Source organism: Streptomyces sp. NPDC005533, assembly GCF_042871845.1.
Lineage (GTDB): Bacteria > Actinomycetota > Actinomycetes > Streptomycetales > Streptomycetaceae > Streptomyces.
In genome coordinates, this window is the sequence record NZ_JBIAJH010000060.1 from 1 (window position 1) to 20177 (window position 20177).

17 protein-coding genes are annotated in these 20177 nt (G+C 74.9%); 2 read left to right on the top strand and 15 right to left on the bottom strand.

What is annotated here, in order from left to right:
- Positions 1 to 264: 264 nt before the first annotated feature.
- Positions 265 to 648, bottom strand: coding sequence for a GNAT family N-acetyltransferase (locus ACFYP3_RS33905; RefSeq protein ID WP_388841301.1), 384 nt, complete (start codon positions 646 to 648; stop codon positions 265 to 267).
- Positions 649 to 713: 65 nt separating this feature from the next.
- Here ACFYP3_RS33905 and ACFYP3_RS33910 point away from each other — a divergent pair, with 65 nt between their 5' ends.
- Complete coding sequence (locus tag ACFYP3_RS33910; protein ID WP_388841242.1) at positions 714 to 851, top strand: hypothetical protein; 138 nt, start codon at positions 714 to 716, stop codon at positions 849 to 851.
- A gap of 327 nt (positions 852 to 1178) precedes the next feature.
- Here the strand turns inward: ACFYP3_RS33910 and ACFYP3_RS33915 are convergent, their stop codons facing one another.
- The 3 genes from ACFYP3_RS33915 to ACFYP3_RS33925 all read right to left on the bottom strand — a co-directional run bounded on the left by ACFYP3_RS33915 (position 1179) and on the right by ACFYP3_RS33925 (position 3707).
- Positions 1179 to 1394 carry a hypothetical protein gene (locus ACFYP3_RS33915; protein WP_388841245.1) on the bottom strand — a complete coding sequence of 72 codons (216 nt, stop codon included), beginning with the start codon at positions 1392 to 1394 and terminating at the stop codon, positions 1179 to 1181.
- An 83-nt stretch (positions 1395 to 1477) separates the two neighbouring features.
- Positions 1478 to 2833, bottom strand: a complete 1356-nt coding sequence (gene gdhA / locus ACFYP3_RS33920; RefSeq protein ID WP_388841248.1) for an NADP-specific glutamate dehydrogenase — start codon at positions 2831 to 2833, stop codon at positions 1478 to 1480.
- Between the two features lie 229 nt (positions 2834 to 3062).
- The gene (locus ACFYP3_RS33925) at positions 3063 to 3707 is read right to left on the bottom strand and encodes a dihydrofolate reductase family protein (RefSeq protein ID WP_388841251.1); all 645 of its coding nucleotides are present in this window, start codon (positions 3705 to 3707) and stop codon (positions 3063 to 3065) included.
- Positions 3708 to 4000: 293 nt separating this feature from the next.
- Between ACFYP3_RS33925 and ACFYP3_RS33930 the strand changes: the two genes are divergently transcribed.
- Positions 4001 to 5092, top strand: a complete 1092-nt coding sequence (locus tag ACFYP3_RS33930) for a PP2C family protein-serine/threonine phosphatase (RefSeq protein WP_388841254.1) — start codon at positions 4001 to 4003, stop codon at positions 5090 to 5092.
- Between the two features lie 33 nt (positions 5093 to 5125).
- Here ACFYP3_RS33930 and ACFYP3_RS33935 read toward each other — a convergent pair whose 3' ends face one another.
- The 11 genes from ACFYP3_RS33935 to ACFYP3_RS33985 form a co-directional block, all read right to left on the bottom strand.
- Positions 5126 to 6094, bottom strand: a complete 969-nt coding sequence (locus tag ACFYP3_RS33935; RefSeq protein WP_388841256.1) for a hypothetical protein — start codon at positions 6092 to 6094, stop codon at positions 5126 to 5128.
- 278 nt (positions 6095 to 6372) lie between these two features.
- Positions 6373 to 8097 carry a PKD domain-containing protein gene (locus tag ACFYP3_RS33940; protein ID WP_388841259.1) on the bottom strand — a complete coding sequence of 575 codons (1725 nt, stop codon included), beginning with the start codon at positions 8095 to 8097 and terminating at the stop codon, positions 6373 to 6375.
- A 223-nt stretch (positions 8098 to 8320) separates the two neighbouring features.
- Positions 8321 to 8680 (bottom strand): ArsR/SmtB family transcription factor, encoded by a 360-nt coding sequence (locus ACFYP3_RS33945; protein WP_388841262.1) that lies wholly within the window; start codon positions 8678 to 8680, stop codon positions 8321 to 8323.
- Between the two features lie 164 nt (positions 8681 to 8844).
- Positions 8845 to 9219 carry a hypothetical protein gene (locus ACFYP3_RS33950; RefSeq protein WP_388841265.1) on the bottom strand — a complete coding sequence of 125 codons (375 nt, stop codon included), beginning with the start codon at positions 9217 to 9219 and terminating at the stop codon, positions 8845 to 8847.
- A 171-nt stretch (positions 9220 to 9390) separates the two neighbouring features.
- On the bottom strand, positions 9391 to 11202 hold the full coding sequence (locus ACFYP3_RS33955) for a thiopeptide-type bacteriocin biosynthesis protein (RefSeq protein ID WP_388841268.1): 1812 nt from the start codon (positions 11200 to 11202) through the stop codon (positions 9391 to 9393).
- Positions 11203 to 11232: 30 nt separating this feature from the next.
- Positions 11233 to 13191, bottom strand: a complete 1959-nt coding sequence (locus tag ACFYP3_RS33960; RefSeq protein ID WP_388841271.1) for a TOMM precursor leader peptide-binding protein — start codon at positions 13189 to 13191, stop codon at positions 11233 to 11235.
- Positions 13188 to 15425, bottom strand: a complete 2238-nt coding sequence (locus ACFYP3_RS33965; protein WP_388841274.1) for a hypothetical protein — start codon at positions 15423 to 15425, stop codon at positions 13188 to 13190. The genes ACFYP3_RS33960 and ACFYP3_RS33965 overlap by 4 nt, the downstream gene beginning before the upstream one ends.
- The gene (locus ACFYP3_RS33970; RefSeq protein ID WP_388841276.1) at positions 15422 to 16597 is read right to left on the bottom strand and encodes a lantibiotic dehydratase C-terminal domain-containing protein; all 1176 of its coding nucleotides are present in this window, start codon (positions 16595 to 16597) and stop codon (positions 15422 to 15424) included. The genes ACFYP3_RS33965 and ACFYP3_RS33970 overlap by 4 nt, the downstream gene beginning before the upstream one ends.
- Positions 16598 to 16659: 62 nt before the next feature.
- A complete protein-coding gene (locus ACFYP3_RS33975; RefSeq protein ID WP_388841279.1) occupies positions 16660 to 19386 on the bottom strand; it encodes a lantibiotic dehydratase in 2727 nt (908 codons plus the stop codon).
- Positions 19387 to 19514: 128 nt separating this feature from the next.
- The gene (locus ACFYP3_RS33980; RefSeq protein ID WP_388841281.1) at positions 19515 to 19697 is read right to left on the bottom strand and encodes a thiazolylpeptide-type bacteriocin; all 183 of its coding nucleotides are present in this window, start codon (positions 19695 to 19697) and stop codon (positions 19515 to 19517) included.
- Between the two features lie 21 nt (positions 19698 to 19718).
- Entirely contained in the window at positions 19719 to 19907 is a 189-nt protein-coding gene (locus tag ACFYP3_RS33985; RefSeq protein WP_388841284.1) for a thiazolylpeptide-type bacteriocin, read from the bottom strand.
- Positions 19908 to 20177: the final 270 nt, after the last annotated feature.

Sequence of the window (20177 nt, forward strand, 5' to 3'; positions counted from 1 at the left end):
GCACGTTGACCGTGCTGGCCGCGGTAACGGTGTCGTGCTCGCGCATCCACGTTATGCAGACCTGCCGCCCGCAGGCTGTCCGGCATTGCGCCGGACCGGGCGGTGGTCGGGTCTCTCATCAGCGTCTGTGACGACACCTTCCGGGCCCGGCGACACCACCCCCCAGGTCATCCGTTCGACAGAGGAGACACAGTCATACCGGGCCCGGAGGCCAGCGGCCCCATTGCAGGACCGCGAAAAAGATAACGGGGGGGGGAAGTGAGGTCAGGTGGCGGGCACGTCGTGCTGGAACTCGTGGGTGCGCCGGTAGGAGCGGAATCCCAGGCGGTGGTTGACGGCCAGCGTGTGGACGTTGTCGTCGGCGTTGTCCGTCTCGATCTCGACGACGTCGGGATGCTCGGCGCGCAGGCGCCGCACTATGGCGGCCTTGACCCAGAGTCCGAGGCCGTGGCCGCGGTGTGCGTGCACGACCGCCGTGTCGTACTGCTGGGCCCGCGGCCCGGAGCCCTGGGGAAGCAGGATCTCGGTGTAGCCGGCGATGGTGCCGTCGTCGTGGACCGCCGCGACGGTCAGCAGGGTGTCGTCCTCGGCCGTGTGGTGGGCGTGGAGGGCCTTCTTGAACAGCGTCCAGCCGGCAGCGGTGGCCAGTACCTGCCGCGGGTCACGGTCCGATCATCCACACCTTCCCCGGGCACGTCACCAGGCACTGGGGCATGCCGAACATCCGGTGGATCCCCCTGCCCGACATGGCGAACATGCGCTTCGCCCTGGTCTGGCGGACCGAAGCCGGGAACGACCTCATCCGCGCCCTGGTCGACACGGTGCGGGACCTGGGCGTGTTCCGCTTCTGACGGGACCCCTCCCGCGCGGTCGCGCCCGGCCGCTCGCCCGAAGCCGGGCCTTCGGCGTTGGGCTCCGGCGCGTCAGGACGTGGGGGTCGGGGGTGGGGGGCCGGGCTCTCGGGGTCGCGGTCGTTCCCGGTTCAAGATCGGAGAGCCTTCACCGGCGGGTACGGGGCCTCACGCCCGGCGCCGGCGGTGCAGGGCGTGCAGGGCGAGGGCTGCCGTGGCGGTGGCGGTGGTTGCGGTGAGGAGGCCCGCCGACATGAATCCGTGGCGTGAGCGCCAGGAGAGCACCGACCAGCTGGACTGCGCGGACAGGAGCGAGCCGGTGCTGAGTCAGGAGCCGGCGGAGAGCAGGGAGAGGGAGGAGCCGAGGGACGCGGCGGAGAGGGCCGAGCCCACCGAGGCGACCGACAGCACCGAGCCGACCGAGCCGATCGACAGCACCGAACCCACCGACCCGATCGACAGGATCGAGTCCTTGGAGCAGAGAGAGAGGAAGGAGTTGTCCTTCCGGCTCCACGGGTGCGCCGACGCGTGGGGTGGGGGCATGACGCCCAGTGTGTCACGCGAGCGGTCCCGCGCATGTGCTGCCGCCGGGTGCGGCAGCACATGCGGGGGGCGTGGTCGTCGGGTCAGATGACGCCCTGCGCCAGCATCGCGTCGGCGACCCGCTCGAAGCCGGCGATGTTCGCGCCGGTGACGTAGTCGCCCGGGGCGCCGTAGCGTTCGGCGGTCTCGTGGGCGACGGCGTGGATGGAACGCATGATGGCGGCGAGCTCGTCCTCCACCCGCTGTGCGCTCCAGGCCACCCGGCCGGCGTTCTGGCTCATCTCCAGGGCGCTGACCGCGACCCCGCCGGCGTTGGCGGCCTTGCCGGGCCCGAACGCGACCCCGGCGTCCTGCAGGATCCGTACGGCCTCGGGGGTGGTCGGCATGTTGGCGCCCTCGGAGACCGCCTTGACGCCGTTCGCGACGAGCGTGCGGGCGTCCTGCGCGTCGAGTTCGTTCTGCGTCGCGGAGGGGAAGGCCACGTCCGCGGGGACCTCCCAGACCCGGCCGCCGGGCACGTACCGTGCCGAGGACCCGCGCCGCGCCGCGTACTCGCTGACGCGGCCGCGCTCGACCTCCTTGATCTGCTTGAGCAGTGCGAGGTCGATGCCCTTGTCGTCGACGACGTAGCCCTGGGAGTCCGAGCAGGTCAGCGGGTTCGCGCCGAGCTGCTGGAGCTTCTCGACGGTGTAGAGGGCGACGTTGCCCGAGCCGGAGACGACGGCGGTCAGGCCGTCGAGGGATTCGCCGCGGACGTGCAGCATCTCGGCGGCGAACAGGACGCTGCCGTAGCCGGTGGCCTGCGGGCGGATCGCGGAGCCGCCCCAGTTCTGCCCCTTGCCGGTCAGGACGCCGGCCTCCCAGCGGTTGGTGATGCGCCGGTACTGGCCGAAGAGGTAGCCGATCTCGCGGCCGCCGACGCCGATGTCGCCTGCGGGCACGTCGGTGTGCTCTCCGATGTGCCGGTGCAGCTCGGTCATGAAGGACTGGCAGAACCGCATGACCTCGGCGTCGGAGCGGCCGTGCGGGTCGAAGTCGCTGCCGCCCTTGCCGCCGCCGATCCCGAGGCCGGTCAGGGCGTTCTTGAAGATCTGCTCGAAGCCGAGGAACTTCACCACGCCGATGTCCACCGAGGGGTGGAAGCGCAGGCCGCCCTTGTACGGGCCGAGGGCGCTGTTGAACTCGACGCGGTAGCCGCGGTTGACGTGGACCCGGCCCCGGTCGTCCTGCCAGGGGACGCGGAAGAGGATCTGCCGCTCGGGCTCGGTGAGCCGTTCCACCAGGGCCACGGCCGGGTCGGCGTACTCGGGCCGGGCGGTGAAGACGGGGGCCAGGGTCTCCAGGACCTCCCGTACCGCCTGGTGGAACTCGGGCTGTGCGGGGTTGCGGCGCTCGATCTCGGCCCGCAGCGCTTCCAGCCTGTCCTTCGAGTCCTTCACGTGGGTCCCTCCAGGGAGTGCGCGGTGCGCGGACGACGGCAGGTGCATGATGCCGAAAGGGGCCGCAAGTTCCGGTCGATTTCGAGTCCAGCGCGCCCCGAACACGCGCTTTCGGAAAAGTTTTTCCGGAGGGCGGCCCCTCTGCGGAGGCTACCGCGCGGGGCGCGGCTCTGGGGAAAGGTTCTGTCCCGCGGACAAAAAACGTCCCCCGCCCCGCTGCCGTGAGTGCTCAGGCGTCGCTTCCGACGCCGCGGTCGGGTGCGCTCATGTCGCCGGTGGCGGGGATGCCGTCGGCGAGCCCGTAGCGCAGGTACACGGTGCCCTTCGGGCCGGCTGCCGGGGGTGTGAGGAGCGTGAGGTTGGTGGGCACCGCGCCGTCCGCGAACACCTTCTTCCCGACGCCGAGCACGATCGGGTGCACCCAGAGGTCGAGGCGGTCGAAGAGCTTCTCGCGCAGGAGGCTCTGCACGAGGTCCAGGCTCCCGACGACCTTCACGTGCTCGTGCCGCTCGCGGATCTCGCGCACCGCGTCGGCGAGGTCCGGGCCGAGCTGCGTGGACCCGGCCCAGGGGAGGTCGGGCCTGCCGCGGGAGGCGACGTACTTCGGGACGCTGTTGAAGAGCGTGGCGATCCCGCCGTCCTCGCCGCCCTTCTGGTGGGGCCAGTAGGCGGCGAAGATGTCGTACGTGCGCCGGCCGAGCAGGAGGGCGTCGGTGCCCTCGTACGCGGCGCCGACCTGCGCCCCGGTGGCCTCGTCCAGCAGGGGTGCCTGCCAGCCGCCGAAGGGGAACCCCGCCGGGTCCTCCTCGGGGCCGCCGGGCGCCTGCCCGACGAGGTCGAGGGTGGCGAACAGCTCGATTTCGATGAGGCCCATGGCGTGCTCCCGGTGAGTGGGTGGTCTCCGTCAAGGGATAGACCTGCCGGTGCCCGCGTACTCATCGCCGCGACGGGCCCCGGTTTCACCCGGTCGGAGGGCCGCAGCCGCCGGCGGAAGCGGGCGGCGAGCTGGTCGGGCGGCCTCGCCGGTGCCCCCTGCTCGGGGACGGTTTCGGTCCGCGAGGGGGCGCGGGGGCGGCGCGGCCCGGCACCCGGCCGGGAAGCGGGGGCTGGGGGCCCGCTCCGTTCGCCAGAGCGCTGTGCCCTCCTTGCGCACATATTCTGGGAAGTGTGATCGAGTCTGGACGGCCGCGGCTGCGTCGGTACTACGGCCGGGGGTGGCTTGTGCGGCTGTCGCCGGTCATTCTGACCGTCGTGATCGCCAGCCTGGCCTACGGCACCCCGCGGGAGATGGCCTTCAGCCGGCTCCTGCCCGCGGCGCCGGCCCTGGCCGCCGCGATGTGGCCGGTCCTGCCCACCGTCCTGCTGGGGACGGTGTGCCTCTTCCTGATGATCGGCCTCGGGTTCCTCTTCCCCGATCTGGGGACGTGGTGGACGGCCGCGGGGATCATCGCGGTCACCGTGGCCGCCGCGTACGGAAGCCATGTCCGGCTGCAGCGGGAGCGCACCCTCTTCCAGGTGCGGCTCGTCGCGGACGCGGCGCAGCAGGTGGTGCTGAGTCCCATGCCGCGCCGCATCGGGAACATCGAGATCGAGTCGCTGTACCTCGCGGCCGCGGCGGAGGCCCGGATCGGCGGGGATTTCTACGAGGTGATCGACACGCCGTTCGGGGTCAGGCTGCTCATCGGTGACGTGCGGGGCAAGGGCCTTCCGGCGGTGGGGGCGGCCGCGGCGATCGTCAACGCCTTCCGGGAGGCGGCGCACGGCGAGGCCGATATGGTCGAGGTCGCGCGCAGGATGGACGCCAGCAGTACCCGTTACAACGCCGCCTTCGCCCCCGACGGGCCGATGGAGCGCTTCGCCACCGCCCTGCTCGTCGAGATCCCGCGCGAGGGCGGCCGTATCAACGTCCTCAACTGCGGACATCCCCCGCCACTGCTCCTGAATCGCGGGCAGCTGCGTGTCCTGGAGTCCGCCACGCCCTCGCCACTGCTCAGCCTCGCGGAGCTGATCGGCGATCACTACACCGTCGACACCTTCGATTTCGCCCCCGGCGACCTGCTGCTCCTCTATACCGACGGGATCGCCGAGGCCCGCGCCCGCGACGGCGAGTTCTTCCCGCTGGCGGCGTGGATGGGCCGCCAGCCCCCGACGCCGCCCCGCGAGCTGCTCACGGCTCTTCACGGCGACCTCCTGCACTACAGCAGGGGGCGTCTGGACGACGACATCGCCGCCCTCGCCGTACGCCTGTGCGAGCCCTGAGGCGCGCGGTCGTCCGGGGGTGGGGTCACGGGGTCACCGCGCGGGGGCTGCCGGCGCGGTGGTGCGGGTGTCCGGGGGCAGGGCCAGGCCGGTGGGGGTGTTGAGGCCGGTGGAGTTCAGGGTGCTCTGGTTGCCGTCGGGGCGGACGCGCAGGACGCGGTTGTGGAAGGCGTCGGCCACGTAGAGGGTGCCGCGGGGGTCGACCGCGAGGCCGAGCGGGCTGCTCAGGCCGGTGGCGGGGACGGTGGTCTGGGTGCCGGTGCCGGCGGCGAGCCGCACCACCCGGTTGTTGCCGCTGTCGGAGACGTAGAGGTCTCCGGTGGCGCTCAGGGCCAGTCCGGTGGGCTGCGAGAGGCCGGTGGTGGGGACGGTGCTCTGGCCGGACCCGTCAGCCGGCACCTTCACGACGCGGTCGTTGACGAAGTCGGCGATGTAGAGGTCCCCGTCGGGTTCCAGGGCCAGGCCCCAGGGGTGCAGCAGGCCGGTGGTGGGGACGGTGCTCTGGCCGGACCCGTCGGCGGGCACCTTCACCACGCGGTCGTTGAAGCTGTCGGCGATGTAGAGGTCGCCGGTGGGGGCGACGGCCAGGCCCAGGGGGCGCGAGAGGCCGTCGGTGGGGACGGTGGTGCCGCCCCCGTCCGGGAGCAGCCGCACCACGCGGTTGTGGCCGGTGTCGCAGACGTAGAGGCTGCCCGTACGGTCGAAGGCCAGGCCGGTCGGGCGGAGGAGGTCGTCCAGGGGAAGGGTGGCGGGGTCGCCGCCGCGGGGCGACAGGGTGACCACGCGGTCGTTGCCGTAGTCGGAGACGTACAGCGGCAGGGTGGTGTGCGGGCGGGTGTCGTGGGGCTGGGTGACGCCCACCGCGCGCGCGGGCAGCACGCACAGGAGCAGCAGGCCCGTGACGGCGGCGAGGCCGCGGGTCAGCGGCCGGCGGACCCGGCGGACCCGGGGGGCGGGCGCTGGGGGTTCCTGTCCGTGTGAGTCGGCCGGGACGCGTTCCACGCTGCACCCACCTCTTCCGCGAGGGCCGGCCGGCTCGGTGGCGGCCCGGTCCCGTCGACCCTAGGCGGCGGCCGCGGGCCGGTCCGGAGCCACGCCCTCGGCGGCGGAGCGGGCCACTCCAATGCGCTGCCCCCTCGCGTTCACCGGCCGGGGCGGGCGGTCGGGGCGGTCGGGGTGAGCGGGGTGAGCGGGGTGAGCGGGGTGAGCGGGGTGAGCGGGGTGAGCGGGGTGAGCGGGGTGAGCGGGGTGGCCCGCCGGTGCGGGCCACCCCGCGGGCATCACTTCGACTGGTAGACGCCGAAGACGTCGAGCACCAGGTCGGCGTCCTGGTGGCCCTGGTTCCAGAAGGTGATGACGCCGTGGTCGCCGTCGCTCGCCTGCACCAGGTTGGGGACGGTCTCGCCGGCCGTCCAGTTCAGGGTGGAGGAGCCGGGGCGCGGTGGGGGGGGCGCGGCGGGGCCGCCCTCCGCCGGCAGCGGGTAGGGGCCCGGTGCCACCGAGAGGTATCCGGTGCCGCCGGTGGCGGTGACGGTGGTGTTCAGCACGTAGGCCTCGACGCCGGTGGCGGCCTCGGGCGTGAAGCCCTGGGTGATGTACTCGCGGGCCCGGAACCGGCCACCGGTCCAGCCGTAGGCCTCCTCGCGGGTGTCGAGCGTGCGGAAGGGGGTGAAGGGCAGGAAGGCGGCCTTGCCGTCCTTGCTGTAGTAGCCGACCACGTCGACCACCACGTGGGCCGGCATCCAGGACCCGTTGAAGACCTTGACCGTCCCGTCCGCGGCCACCGGCACGATCACGGCGTTGGCGACCGTCTGGCCGGGTGCGAAGTTCAGGTTCGACGCGGTGGGGACCGGCCCGTCGCCGGAGAAGGCGGTCAGGTGGCCCGGCCCGCCGGGTTCGGTCACCGTGATGTTCAGGGCCACGGCGGTGATGCCCTGGGGCACGCCCTGCCGGCCGCCGATCCGGGTGGTGAACGCGGTGCGCGCGGCGAGGGTGCCCCGGGGCGCGCCGAGGCCTTCGCGGGTGTCCACGAAGCGGGCGGGCGTCATCGAGGTGTAGCCGCCGGCCGAGGCCCGGGTGAAGTAGCCGGTGACGTCGGCGATGAGGTCGACCGGCTGCGGGCCGCCGTTGTAGAGCTCGACGTAGCCGTCCTCGCCGACGGGCACGATCACCAGGTTCGGGACGGACCGGCCGGCCGTGTAGTTCAGGTTCGAGGTGCCGGGGCGTTCGTAGCCGGTGCCGGGCCAGGCGGTCACGTACCCGCTGTCGACGGTCTCGGTGACCGTGACGTTGAGGGCGACGGCGGTGACATTGGCCGGGACGGCGGCGTTGCCGGCGATCTTCACCCGGACGGAGCCCAGTCCGGGGACCTTGGTCGCGGGTGCGCCGGTGCCGTCGCGGGTGTCGAGGAGCCGGGTGGGGGTGTGCGGGGTGAAGTCGGAGCCGGGGGTGAGGAAGGCGCCCCCGTTGGCGGCCTGGACGGCGTTGGCGGTGTCGGTCACCGTCACCTTGACCTGGTACTCGCCGGACTTGTCGTACGTGTGCGTGTGGTGCAGCTCGGTGTTGCCCTGCCCGGTGGCCGTGTCGGTCTTCCCGTCGCCCCAGTCGATGACGACGCCGAGGGCGAAGTCGGCGCTCGTGATCAGGGTGGTGAGTTCGATGCCGTGCGCGGTGTGGCTGGTGCCGCTGACGTCGACGGCGAGAGCCGGGTTGGCCCCCGCGTCCGCCGCGGCCACCGAGGCCGGCGCGGCCGGCGCGGCCGGCGCGGCCGGCGCGCTCTGGGCGGTCTGCGGTGCGGCGGTCTTGGCGGTCGTCTTGCCGTTGGCCGCCGCGGCGGTGGCGGGCAGGGTGGTGCGGATCGTGCGGTCGGCCGGGCTGTGGAAGCCCTCGGAGGTGGCTGCCTTGGCTATGGCCTCGGCGACGCCGGCCGCGGCGGGTACGGGATCCGCCGCCTGCGCGGTGCCCGGGATGATGCCGAGACCGGCTGCCACGAGGGCAGCGGTCATTACGAGTCGGTGGTTGCGCACCGGCCCCCCAGTTGTGGTGATGAGCGAGAAGAGGGGCCAACGTACGTAAGGCTCCGGCCAAGGGTCACGGGATCCTGGCGGCATTCACTCCATAGGGGCCGGTGCTTTACCGGCTGTGCGGTTTGTGATCGACAGGTCCCGCCTCGGCCCGCCGGTCCCTTCGGGCGCGCGGCCGGCCGAGGGGCGGGCGGTCAGTGGGCGGTCACAGTCCGCTCGGGCCCGCGTGTACGGAGGTGTCGGCGTCGCGGAGTTCGGCGAGCAGTTCGCTCTGTCCTGCCAGCAGTTCGGTGAGGATGCGCCGTGCGGCCCGCAGGAGTTCCGCGACGTCGCCGCCGGCGAGGGCGTAGCTGACGGTGGAGCCGTCGCGTATGGAGACCACGATGCCGGATCGGCGCAGTACCGCGAGTTGTTGGGAGAGGTTGGACGGCTCGATCTCGATTTCGTTCAGCAGTTCGCGTACCGGTACGGGGCCGTTCTGGAGCAGTTCCAGTACGCGGATGCGGACGGGGTGTCCGAGCATGCGGAAGAACTCCGCCTTGGCCTGGTACAGCGGCACCTGCATGCGACAACACTCCCACCCGGGTTCGGCTTTTCATGAGCTGGTGGCCAGACCTCCATCCTCCCGCCCCCGGGCTCCGGTCCACCCTTGGCTGATCACATTCAGATGTGCCGAGTTGAAGAGTCTTTCAACTCGTGGGCGTGCGGAGCCGGGAAGCAGGAGGACGGTTACAGCTCCAGTTCCGCCTCGATGCGCTTGAGCTGGTGCCTGGCCATGGCCAGGTTCGCCCTGCCCTTGTCCAGGACGATGTAGAGGAACAGGCCGTTGCCGCCACGGCCCTTGATCAGCCGGATGAGGTGGTACTGGGTGCCGAGGGTGATCAGCACGTCCTCGATGTCCTCCTCGATGCCCAGCATCTCCATGGTGCGGAGCTTGGCCCGGATCACGTCGGTGTTGCCGGCCGCGGCCACCGTGAGGTCGAGGTCCTTGCCCCCGCCCAGCGCTCCGAGGGCCATGCCGCTCGTGTAGTCGACCAGGGCGGCCCCCACGCTCCCCTCGATCGAGGTCATCGCTTCCTTCAAAGACGTCTCGACACTCACCATCGGTACTCGCTCCCTCGGCTGTTGACGGCCCCGGCCGGCTTGACCGCTCCGGCCGGGTGATGACCGACGACGCTACCGACTGGCCACCCCAAGGGCGGGGAAGATCCGATATTCGGCGGGAAACGAACCTTCGCGACCGGCGTGGAGCGATCCTGCGCCGGCCGGGTGGGGTCAGCCGGTGCTGGGGTGCGGGCGGCGGCCGAGCGGCAGGAGGTACTGCAGCGGCTGGTCCGGGTCGTGGAGGCCGAGGAGTTCGTGGGCCAGGTCGTCGTGGAAGCCGCCCAGCGGGGTTCCGCCCAGGCCCAGGGCCGACGCCGTGAGCAGCAGGGTCTGGGCCAGGTGGCCGGTCTCCAGCAGGGCCAGGCGCAGTGCGCGCAGTCCGTAACGGCGGCGCAGCAGGCCGAGGTCGGCGTAGAGGGCGAGGAGGACCGGTGCCCGTTCGACGCCGATCCAGTCCGGGTCGGCCGACGGGCGCGAGAGGTAGGTCGACAGGGCGGTGATGTCCTCCAGCGGTGCCACCGGGCCGATGCGGCGCAGGGTCCGGCGCTCGGGGACGCAGTCGTAGGTGCCGGCGGGGAGTCCGGCCACGTCCAGGACGAGGAGGCGGACGCGTGCCGTGTGGAGGGCGCCCGCGCTGGGGTAGGGGCGGTGGGCCAGGGTACGGGTCGTGCCGTCGGCGAGGCGCTGCTCGCTGCGGCCGTTCTCGGCGAGGGAGTGCCACAGCAGGGCGCCGAGCGTGCCGGCGTCGAGGGGGCCGGTGAGGGCGCCGCGGAGCGAGGAGCGGGCGGCGAGGACGGCGCCCAGCGACACCTCGGGCAACGGGTCGGCGGGGAGCGGGACTTCGTCGGCCGCGGCGCGGGCCGTGGCCGGGCGGGCGTCGTCGGTCGGGGCGTACGGGCGCAGCGCCGAGTCCTCGCCGCGGCCGATCTGGAACTTGCTGCGCTCCAGGTACTGCACGTCGGGGGCGGTGTGGTCGGGCGGGAAGAACCCGGCCGGCGCGTCCGTCTCCAGCAGGGTGCGCGCGGCCAGCCGGCACACGGCCCGTTCCTCGTCGGGACTCACGCCCAGCCGGTTGAACAGCATGTGCAGCTGCGAGCCCCAGACCCCGGCCCGGGTCCGCTCCCCCAGCCCGTCGAGCATCGCGTCGGCCTCCCGGACCCGTTCGGCCCAGCCCGTCAGCCACGGCGCCGCCGTGCCCGCCCCGAGGCGGTCGTGCAGGTCCGTGGCGCGCCCGGCGAGGGCGGTGCGCTGCGCCGCGTGGACGGTGTTGACCCGGGTGTGGACGGCGGCGGCGGGCAGCAGCGGCACCTCGGTCACCCAGCGCCAGCCCGCCGCGTGCGCGCGCAGCCAGCGTGCGGCGGTGAGCCGGTCCATGCCGAGCGCGTACGCCGTGGTGTGCGCGAGGTCGGCGGCCGCGGTGAGGCGGGACGCGGCCGTCCCGGTGGCGGGCAGTGCCCGCAGTACGTCGAGGGCGGTGCGGGTGGATGCGCCGAAGAGCGCCTCGGCGACGGGCAGCGCCCGCGGGCCGCCGTAGCGCCGGGTCTCGGGTATGTAGGGCACGGCGCGGACCTCGCCGTGCCGGGAGGGCCAGGGGCCGGGCACGGCGGGTACCTGCCGGGCGTGGCGGGCCAGCAGGTCGGGGAGTTCGGGGAGGCGGGCGGTGGCGCGGACCCGGATGCGCAGGTGGGGGCCGTCCTCCCCGTAGCGGATGAAGAACCAGTCGGTGGCTTCGCCGGTGGCGACGAGGCGGTCGAGGAGCGGGGCCGCGTCAGCGACCAGGAAGCGGTCGGTGTCCTCGGTGGTGGAGTGCAGGAAGAGGTGGTGGCTCTGCCAGGTGTCGGCGGCGGTGGCCGTGTCGCTCCCCGCCTGGATGTCGCTGTCGGCGGCGGTGGCCGTGTCGCTCCCCGCCTGGATGTCGCTGTCGGCGGCGGTGGCCGTGTCGCTCCCCGCCTGGATGTCGGTGTCGGTGTCGGTCGTCGTCACGTCGTCCGGTCCTCGTCGTCGCGGGTCGGGTCAGGGGAAGGGGTGCGGGTGCAGGGGCAGTTCCTCGTGGCGTGCGGGCCGGCCGGTGCGGCCCAGGCGGTGGGGCACGTCCAGCAGTCGGGGCAGGCCGAGGGTGCGCCGGTTGACGTGCCCGAAGGTCATCGGCAGCGCGCCGGGGACCACGGCCTTGACGCAGTGCAGGCCGAACCGCTCGCGCAGCCCCGGCTCGCTCTGGTCGACGGTGATCACCTCCAGTCCGGCGCGGGCCAGCCGCTCGACGGTGCGCGTCAGGAGGCCGGAGAGGTCGGGCACCGGCGCGGGTGCACCGGGCCAGGCCTCGTCGGCCGCCACGATCGGGGTGTCGGCGAAGAGGAACTCCAGGCGGGGGGCGGCCTCGGGCAGGGTGCTCAGCCCGACGTGGTCGTCCAGGGTCAGGACCAGTTCCGGGCGTTGCAGCATGGGCCGCAGCCGTGCGGGATCGCGCGGCCCTCCCTCGGCGAAGGAGCGGTGCGGTGCCTCCAGGACGTTGGTGACGGCCTCGGCGACGGCGGAGCGGATGGCGGCGCGCGGATCGTGGTGGGCGCCGGCCGCGAGGAACATGCGCGGCGCGCCGGGGTGGTCGCCCTCGTAGCGGCAGACGGCCAGGACGGCCGGGATGGCGAAGTCGTTGGTCGCGTCCAGGAGGAGGAGCCGGTAGCCGGCGGACGCGGCCCGGTCCGCGAGCAGCAGGGTGTCGGTGTCGTCGGCCGGCAGGCGGACGCGGCGCAGCGGGGTGGCCGCGTACCAGGCCATGAGGAAGGCGTCGCGTTCCGCGACCTCGAACAGCCCGTACAGGGCGGCCTCTTCGGGGCTGTTGCCGAGCCCGCAGCCGTTGGAGGACTCGTACACGACGCGCGTGCGGTCCGGGCCCGGCACGTCCCAGTACGCGACGTGTTCGGGGACCGCGGTCGGCCGGTGGTGGGTGAGGGACCAGCCGCGCACCCAGTGCAGGGGCAGGTCCGGGGTGTAGGGGACGGTGGGCGAGCCGGGGTGGCCGTGGTGGGCGGGGTCGGGCAGGCCGAGCCGTTCGGGGTCCAGTGCCCGCTCGGGGCCCAGTGCGGCGAAGGAGACCGCCCGCGGGTCGGTGCGGCGGCCGGTCGGGCGCATGCCCGCGTACCGTTCGACGGCTTCGAAGAGGGCGATGCGCTCGCTGTCGGCGAAGGTGCGGGCCCGGCCGTGGCCGCCGTCGTCGAGGGACCGGCCGTCGGTGACGATCGCGCTGGTGAGGCCGAACGCCGAGTCCTCGGAGCGGCGCAGCAGCCGCACCGGCCCGAACCGCTCGTCGTACAGGGCGGCCCGCAGTGCGGCGGCGGTCGTACGGGGGTTGGGGGCGCGCAGGACGGCCGGGTCGGGCATCGGGCGCGGCCCCGCGGGCAGCGGGGCGATCGGGGTCCGCGCGTCGGAGGGCAGCGGGCGGCACACGTCGCAGCCGCCGACGGGGCGGACGTGGTGGGTGGACCAGGTGCCGCGGCCGTGGTGGACGACGTGGACGACGGCCGTACCCGGATCCGTATCCGAATCCGGGTCCTCCGGGTCGGGGTTCGGGTCCGGGTGGTCGAGGAGCTCCTGTACGAGGGCCTCGACGGCCGGGGTCAGGGCCGGTGAGGGCACTCCGGCCAGGGTCAGCTTCGGGCTCTGCCACGGGACCCGGCCGCCCGCGGTCGCCAGGCGCTGGTACTCGGTGCAGACGAGGCAGGCCGCGGCGCCCGGCCGGAGCACCGGTCCGATCACCGCCAGTGCCCCGTCGAAGCGCACCGGGACCAGGGTCACGGGCCGGCGCAGGGCGTGGCGGCTCAGTTCCTCGGCGAGGCCGAGCGTCCAGTGGGTCAGCAGGACCGCGGCCCGGCCGGTGGTGGCCGCCAGGGCGGCGGGGGCGTCCAGTACGGGGACGGGACCCTGAGCGGCGGCGGCCGGGGGTGCGGGGGTGGGGGCGAGGGCGGGGCCGGTCATCGGGCCTCCTCGGCGGTGCGCAGCACGGTGAAGCCGAAGGAGCGCAGCAGGCCGGCAAGTTCGGGGTCCGGTGGGTGCGGTGCGCGGTCCGGGGTGGGGGCTGCGGGGCCGGCGGCTGCGGACAGACGGTGCAGGGTGTCCTGGAAGGCTTCCTCGCGCCCGGCCAGGTCGGCGAGCCAGCCGCCGGTCCAGCCGAGGTCCTCCCAGGCGGCGGTGCGCGCGCCGGCGGCCGCGAGCGGGGCGAGAGCTGCGCCGGAGGGCCGTGGGCGGGCGGCGGACGGTCCGCTCGCGGCGGTGACGGCGGCGGTGCAGGCGGCCAGTACGGCGAAGGACGCGGCGTCGCCGGGCGTGGCCTCGACGGCCTCGCCGAGCACCGGGCCCGGCCCGTGCCCCTCCCCCGTCGGGGTGCGGCGGACCACGGCCCGGTAGGCGTGCGCACGGGGGGCCGCCCGGTGGACCTCCAGGCGCGCGGTGACGGCGAGCCTGTCGGTCAGGGTCGTCCACCAGTGGCGCAGCTGCGGATGGTCGGACCATCGGGCCGGGTCCACCGCGGTGCGGTCGTCCGGGACGGTGGCGGCGAGGCGGCGTGCGGCTGCGTGGCGCAGGGCGCGGCCGCGGGCGTGCCCGGGGTCGGCCCCGACGGTGAACTCGGTTTCCCCGAGGAGCAGTTCGGCGGCCCGGCAGAACACTTCCAGTCGGGCCAGGTCGAGGCGGGGCCCGCCGCCGGTCAGGGTGCGGGGCGGCCCGGCGGTCCCGGTGGCGGGGGCGGGCAGTGTGCAGGTGGCGAGGGGCACCGGGAGTTGGGGCAGCTCCCCCGGCAGCGGTGCGGGCAGGGGTCCGCAGCGGTGCTCCCCGAGGGCGGTGATCCGCCGCAGTGCCTCGCCGAGCCCGGCGGGGGGCGCGAGGTGGACGCGGCGGTCGGCGTCGATGCGCTCGGGGCCGAGCCAGCTGTGGTGGTCGGCGCGCGCGGGGCGGAGGTCGGCGAGGAGGACGGCGGGGATCCCGGGGAGCAGTCGCGGATCGTCTCCCTCGGCGGCCGGGTCGGGCAGTCCGGCGGCCGCGCACAGCAGCCGGTGCGCGGCGGCGCCGGCCAGCAGCGCGGCGAACGCGCCCGGTACCCCGGGAGATCGCGGCGCGGCGGCGTTGGCGGCGGCGCGGGCGAGCCGGGTCTCCAGGGCCGCCGCGTCGGCGCGCGCCTGGGCGGCGCTGCCGGGGGCGGTCACGTACCCGGTGGCGCCGCCGCGGCCGGCCGCGACCGCCCGGTCCCGGCCGGCGCCGCGGACGGTGAGCAGGACCCGGTCCCCGGGCAGCCCCGGGTCGGGGGTGCGGGTGACGGGCAGACCGCAGGCCTCCAGTGCCCGTACGGCGGCTGCGGCGGGCGGGGCGGCCGGGTCGCGCGCCAGGACCTCGACCTGGGCGGCGGCGAGGGCGGCGAGCGCGTCGGCGGGGCGGGCGGCCGTGGCCTCGATCCACCGCACCACGGCGGAATCCACGGCGCCGCCCGTGTCCCCGCCGCCGGCGGAATCCGACGGCCCGCCGGGGCCCAACGGCCCTGCGAAATCCGACGGCCCGGCGGAGTTGACCGCACCGGCGGGATCCACGGCACCAGCGGAGTCCGAAGGCCCGCCGAAGTCCGGGGGCCCAACGGAATCCGAGAGCCTGGCGGGATCCGAGAGCCCGGCGAAGTCCGAGGCGGCGGCGGGGTCCGACGGCCCTGCGAGATCCGACGGCCCTGCGGAGTCGACGGCGCCGGCAGGATCCACGACACCAGCGGAGTCCGAAGGCCCGCCGATGTCCGGGTGCCCAACGGGATCCGAGAGCCTGGCGAGATCCGAGAGCCCGGCGAAGTCCGAGGCGGCGGCGGCGTCCGACGGCCCGGCGGAGTCTGGGGGCCCGGGGTCCACCGCGCCGGCGGGGTCCGACGGCACGGGGGGATCCGAGGGCTCGGCGGAGGCCGGGGGGCTGGCGGGGGGTGGGGTGGGGACGAGGAGGTCGTGGGCGGCGAGTTGGCCGATGAGGGTGTCGACGGCGGCGCGGAGGGGCGAGCCAGGGTCCAGGCCCTCCCGGAACTCCGCGAGGCGGCCGGCGCGCAGGGGTTCCTCCAGCAGGCCCCACACCACCGGGACTGCGGTGCTGCCCTCCAGGGTGACGCTGCCGCGCCGTCCCCGCAGGTGCAGTCCGGCGCGCAGCGGGGTGACGGCGGTGCCGGGGCGCAGCCTGTCGCCGCCGGTCATGTCCGGGCCTCCACCGCGTCGATGACGGCGCCGATCTCGGTGCGCCAGTCGCAGCCGGTCAGGGCGGGCACGGCGCGGACGACCAGGTGCGCGGCGAGGTAGCGCTCCAGCGGGCGGACGTCGCAGACGGCCAGCAGCCGGTACAGGGCGTTCGTACAGGCCCGGTGGACGAGGTAGTCGGGGCGGCTCCACATCGTGCCCGTGGGGTCGGCGCGGCGCAGCAGTCGGTGGAACTCGCTGTAGCGGGTGCGGATGTCCTGGTTCCAGCGCTCGTACGCGGCGGCGTCGCCGGTGGCCGCTGCCCGGGCCCGGTAGGCGAGGGGGTCTCCGTGCAGGTCGGCGCCGGCGTCGTGGCGTTGCTGCGTGAGCCGCCAGGCGCCCTGGGAAAAGCCGGCCCAGGCCTGTTCCCAGTCGTCCGCGCGGCCGTCGGCGATCCGGGCGACGAGGGCGGTGACGGTGTCCCCGGCCTGCTCCCCGTGGCGTTCGAACGCGGCGCGCAGCCGTCCGTCCGGGTCGTCGTGGAGCAGGAAGTCCTCCAGGTGGGAGACGTACGACCAGTGCCCGCCGGGCAGGCCGCCGGGGTGGGCGCAGGCGTGGGCCGCGAGGGCGGTCACCGCGAGGCGGAGCCGGGCCCGGTCGGTGTCGCCGTGCCGGCCGAGGAAGCCGGCGCCGGCCCGCAGGGCGTCCAGGCCGGAGCGCAGCAGGTCCTCCCGCAGGGCGGTGCCGTCGGCTCCGAGCAGGCCCCGTACGGAGGAGCGGTCGACGGGCTCGATCCGGACCGTGTTGTCGGGGTGGAGCGGCCCGTGGGGCGGGGGGACGAGTTCGGCCCGCCCCGCCTCGGCGGCCTGTTCGAGGAGCTGGGCTTCGGTGAGGTCGCTGTGCGAGGGGTGCGCGCGCAGCCAGGCACGGAGGCGTCCGGCCGCGGTGGCGGCGGTGTCGGCGACCCGGGTGGGATCGGTGCCCTGCAGGCGCAGTCGCAGGTGCGGGCCGTGCAGCCAGTGCCGCTCCACGTGGGCTGCGGTCCCGGCCGCGGCGGCGTCGGCGGTGAGCGGCAGCATCACCTCGCGCAGCAGCGGGGCCTTGAGGGGGTGGTGGTAGTACGCGACGACGTCCAGCGCGCCGCTGTCGCGCGGGTCGTCTCCGGCGTGGGGTCGCGGGATGGGGGTCGGCATGTCCGGCAGGCTCCTCTCCTGGTGCTGCGGGCTCGGTGGGCGCAGGGGGGTGGACGGGCGGGTCATCGGGGGCGTCCGTCCCGGTAGACCTCCAGGACGAGTTCGACGGCCCGGGTGGGTGCGGCCAGGCCGCCGGGTGCGGGCAGTGCCTCTTCGAGGACGACGCCGCCGGTGTGCCGGGACAGCCATTTGGCCAGGCAGCGCAGGTGCAGGGCGTTGCCGAGGTCGGCGAAGTGCGGTTTGGGGCGGGCCAGTCCGTTGAGGAAGTCCTCGGTGGCCCGGCCGGTGGGGGCGCCGGCCACCGGGTGCAGGAAGAGCTGCTCGGGCAGGCCGAGCAGGGCGCGCCAGTGGGTTGCGGCGGCGGCGGGGACCCGGCCGGGGCCGGTGTCGGCGGTGAGGTCGGCGCGCAGCCGGGCCACCACGGCGGACGGCAGCAGCCAGCGGCGGCGCTGGAGCACCACGTGCCGGTGGCGGAGCCGGGAGGCGAGGGTGACGTGGCCGCCGGGTGCGGCCAGGGTGCGGCGGGGGGCGAGGGGCCGGAAGTCCACGACCCCGCCGGGGTGGTCGGCGAGGTGGGGCGCGATGCGGGCCGGCAGCAGCAGGGGGGCGAGGAAGCCGGGGTACAGCACGTCGAGCATCTCGCCGGTGGTCCGCAGACGGACCCGGACCTGGTCGGTGGCTTCGTCGTGGACGAGTTCCAGGTCGGCCTCGGCGATCGGGGTGCGGTGGCGGTCGGGGCCGATCTCGTCGGGGACGAGGAGGGGGTGGAGGTTGGCGTTGAAGCCGCCGACGGGGCGGATCTGGGCGGGGCGGGCGCCGGGGCCGAGGCCGCGCCGCAGCTGCCGGGACGCCTCGGCGGTGGCGCGGGGGTCCAGGGAGTCCAGGAAGCGGCTGGCGAAGCGGCCCCATCCGCCGTAGACGTGGTTGACGGCCAGCAGCCCGGAGGCGGGGTCGCGCTGGAGGAAGTAGGCGTAGCTGAGGGGCCGTTCGACGGTCGGGGCGGGGAGCCGCTCCCCGAGGGTCTTGAGGGTGTCGGCGGGGAGCACCGCCTCGTCGCGGGTCCGGGAGGGGTCGGGGGTGTCGTGGCCGGCGGTGGGGGCGTGGTGGTCGCGCAGGGCGTCGGCGACCTCCGTACGCAGCCGGGCGAGGGGTTCGGTCGCGCTGGGGAAGACGCCCTGGTCGGCGGGGTCGAGGAGGGCGATCCGTCCGGCGGACTCCCAGGCGGCGGTGACGTCCGGGCCGAACTCCCAGGGGTGCGCGCAGCGTCCGCCTAGGCCGTAGCGCTCGACGAAGCGGTCCCGGACGGCGCGGCGGACGAGGTGGCCGAGGTCGAAGAGTTCGGCGAGGGCGGTGACCTCGCCGAGCGCCTCGTGGTCGGCGGCGCCGAGGAAGCCGTCGAGCGCCAGCGGGCGTGGGGCGACCACGTCCTCGGACAGGACGGTCAGCGGGGCGGAGGCGGTGGGGACGGGCCGGCCGGCGGCGGCCAGCTCGGCGGTCCAGCGTTGGGTGAGGACGGTGAGCCGCTGGGGGCGCTCGGCGGCGGGGGCGGCGGCGAACCGGGCGGTCAGCGAAGCGAGTTCGGCGAGCCTGTCGGCGCGCAAGGCGTCCTCGGGGTGGCCGGGTGCGAAGGAGCGCAGCCAGGCGGCGAGGCGGTGCAGGGGGTCGGGGTCCTGTGGGGGGACGGGGTCCTGCGGGACCAGCAGGCCGGCCCGGGCGAGCTGGTCGAGGAAGGCGGCGGCCGCGGCCCGGCCGCCACCGGCGTCCGCGTCGGCGTCGGCGTCGGTCGGGCAGAGCGCCGCGGCCAGCCGCTCTGTCAGCTCCGCGAGCGGTACGGGGTTCTCGGCGAGGGCGGTGAGCAGGCGCAGCGGTCCCCCGGCGGCCACCTCGGCCTCGTCCTCACCGGGCACGAGGTAGCGGCCGCCGGCGAAGGAGGGCCGCTCGCGGGAGTACGCGGCCCGGCCGTCGGTGGTCCGTGCGGTGCTGGTGATGCGGTGGGGCAGCGTGGTGCGGCGGTGGGGAGCGTCGAGGAGGGCGAGGGTCAGCGCGGTCGTCAGGGTGCGGTTGACCCGTACGACGGGGCGCAGCGGGCCGTCGAGGAGGGGGGCGGCGCCCCAGGAGGTCACGGGGCGGGCCGGACGGTCGGCGGGCGCGGTCAGCGGGCCCCATCCGACGGCCGTGAACCACGACAGCGGGCTGGTCTTGGTGCTGGCCCGCAGGGCGTAGCGCAGCACGGTGGGCTCCTCTTTGCGGGCCCGGCGGTCGGTGGCGCCGGTGGCGGCGCGGTTCACGGCGCGCAGGAGGTCGGCGCTGGTCAGGGCGGTGGCCTTGGCGAGGGCGGGCTCGCGGCAGAGGGAGGTGAGCGCGGCGCGTTCGGCGTCGAGGGCGGGGCTCGTGGCGGCGTCGAGGGCGGTGAGGAGGGTGTCGCGGTCGGCGCGCAGGGTGAGCCAGGTGTCGAGCCGGGGAAGGCGGGCGGGGAGGTCGCCGAGGCGGGCGAGGAGGGCGGGGCGGGGTTCGCGGCCGTTGTGCAGGGCCCGTCGCAGGGGCAGGACGACGTCGCGGTGGAAGTCGGCGGGGTGGGTGTCGCGGGCGGCGTAGAGGTCGTCGCAGAGCGGCGGGGCGGTCAGGGCCAGTTGGGTGTCGAGTCGGTGGAGGCGGGCCAGCAGGTCGCGGAAGGCGGCCGGGGCCGGGTGCTGGGCGGGGTGGGCGAGCACGGTGGCGCGGGCCAGGGCGTAGGGGGCGGAGCGTACCCGGTAGCCGTCGGCGCCGGGGGTGGAGTGCGGCTGCGGCATGGGTTTCCGTCCTGTGGGTGGAGGCGGCGCGCGGGCTCCCCGCCGGGCGCGTGGCACGGCGGGAAGCGTCTGCCGAGCGGTGGTGCCGTCGTGCGGTGGTGCCGTCGTGCGTGGTGCGCCCGTACCCCTTACACGGGGAGGTCGGGCATCTGCGGGTGGGCGCAGGAGGAGGAGCCGCAGGAACAGGAGCTGCCGCCGTTGGACGCGCCGCCCTCGGGCAGCGCGACCGTGTCCCGCATGGAGGTCACGGTGAGTTCACCGAGGTCGAGGTCGTCGAGGTCGAAACCGGCGGGCTGCGTGCGGTCGGTCATGGGGTTTCCTCTCGTTGGGGGTCAGGCCTCGAGGGGGACGGAGTTCTGCGGCTGGGCGCAGGACGACGATCCCTGGCAGGAGCAGGAGCCCCAGGACGCCCCGCCCTCGGGCAGTGCGGAGGTGTCCCGCATCGAGGTGACGGTGAGGTCGCCGAGATCGAGCTCCAGGTCGTGGAGTTCGAATTCGGGGGTGGGTGCGGTGTCGGACATATAAGTCTCCCGGGGTGTGGAAGCGGAAAGCCGAAGGTGCACTGGACTTCAGTCGACCGGATCGTCGGAAAGCATTGCGAGGTCGTCCGGACGGCGGCAAGCGTGCGGGGCTTCTGCTCGCTACCTGGGCAAGTCCGGTTCTACTTCGTCATGTTGTCGCCGATGCAATCCGGCCATGGGGGTGTACCGGCCGATGTTTCGGCCGGTCCCCAGTATTCCCCGGGGTCACTCGAGGCCCGCCGGAGCGTAAGCGACCGCATTTCTCGTCCC

Bases quoted from the DNA above. Each gene is read 5' to 3' on its own strand.
- ACFYP3_RS33910 (WP_388841242.1), top strand. From the start codon at position 714: ATGCCGAACATCCGGTGGATCCCCCTGCCCGACATGGCGAACATGCGC.
- ACFYP3_RS33915 (WP_388841245.1), bottom strand. From the start codon at position 1,394: ATGCCCCCACCCCACGCGTCGGCGCACCCGTGGAGCCGGAAGGACAAC.
- ACFYP3_RS33925 (WP_388841251.1), bottom strand. From the start codon at position 3,707: ATGGGCCTCATCGAAATCGAGCTGTTCGCCACCCTCGACCTCGTCGGG.
- ACFYP3_RS33940 (WP_388841259.1), bottom strand. From the start codon at position 8,097: ATGACCGCTGCCCTCGTGGCAGCCGGTCTCGGCATCATCCCGGGCACC.
- ACFYP3_RS33945 (WP_388841262.1), bottom strand. From the start codon at position 8,680: ATGCAGGTGCCGCTGTACCAGGCCAAGGCGGAGTTCTTCCGCATGCTC.
- ACFYP3_RS33950 (WP_388841265.1), bottom strand. From the start codon at position 9,219: ATGGTGAGTGTCGAGACGTCTTTGAAGGAAGCGATGACCTCGATCGAG.
- ACFYP3_RS33960 (WP_388841271.1), bottom strand. From the start codon at position 13,191: ATGACCGGCCCCGCCCTCGCCCCCACCCCCGCACCCCCGGCCGCCGCC.
- ACFYP3_RS33965 (WP_388841274.1), bottom strand. From the start codon at position 15,425: ATGACCGGCGGCGACAGGCTGCGCCCCGGCACCGCCGTCACCCCGCTG.
- ACFYP3_RS33970 (WP_388841276.1), bottom strand. From the start codon at position 16,597: ATGCCGACCCCCATCCCGCGACCCCACGCCGGAGACGACCCGCGCGAC.
- ACFYP3_RS33975 (WP_388841279.1), bottom strand. From the start codon at position 19,386: ATGCCGCAGCCGCACTCCACCCCCGGCGCCGACGGCTACCGGGTACGC.
- ACFYP3_RS33980 (WP_388841281.1), bottom strand. From the start codon at position 19,697: ATGACCGACCGCACGCAGCCCGCCGGTTTCGACCTCGACGACCTCGAC.
- ACFYP3_RS33985 (WP_388841284.1), bottom strand. From the start codon at position 19,907: ATGTCCGACACCGCACCCACCCCCGAATTCGAACTCCACGACCTGGAG.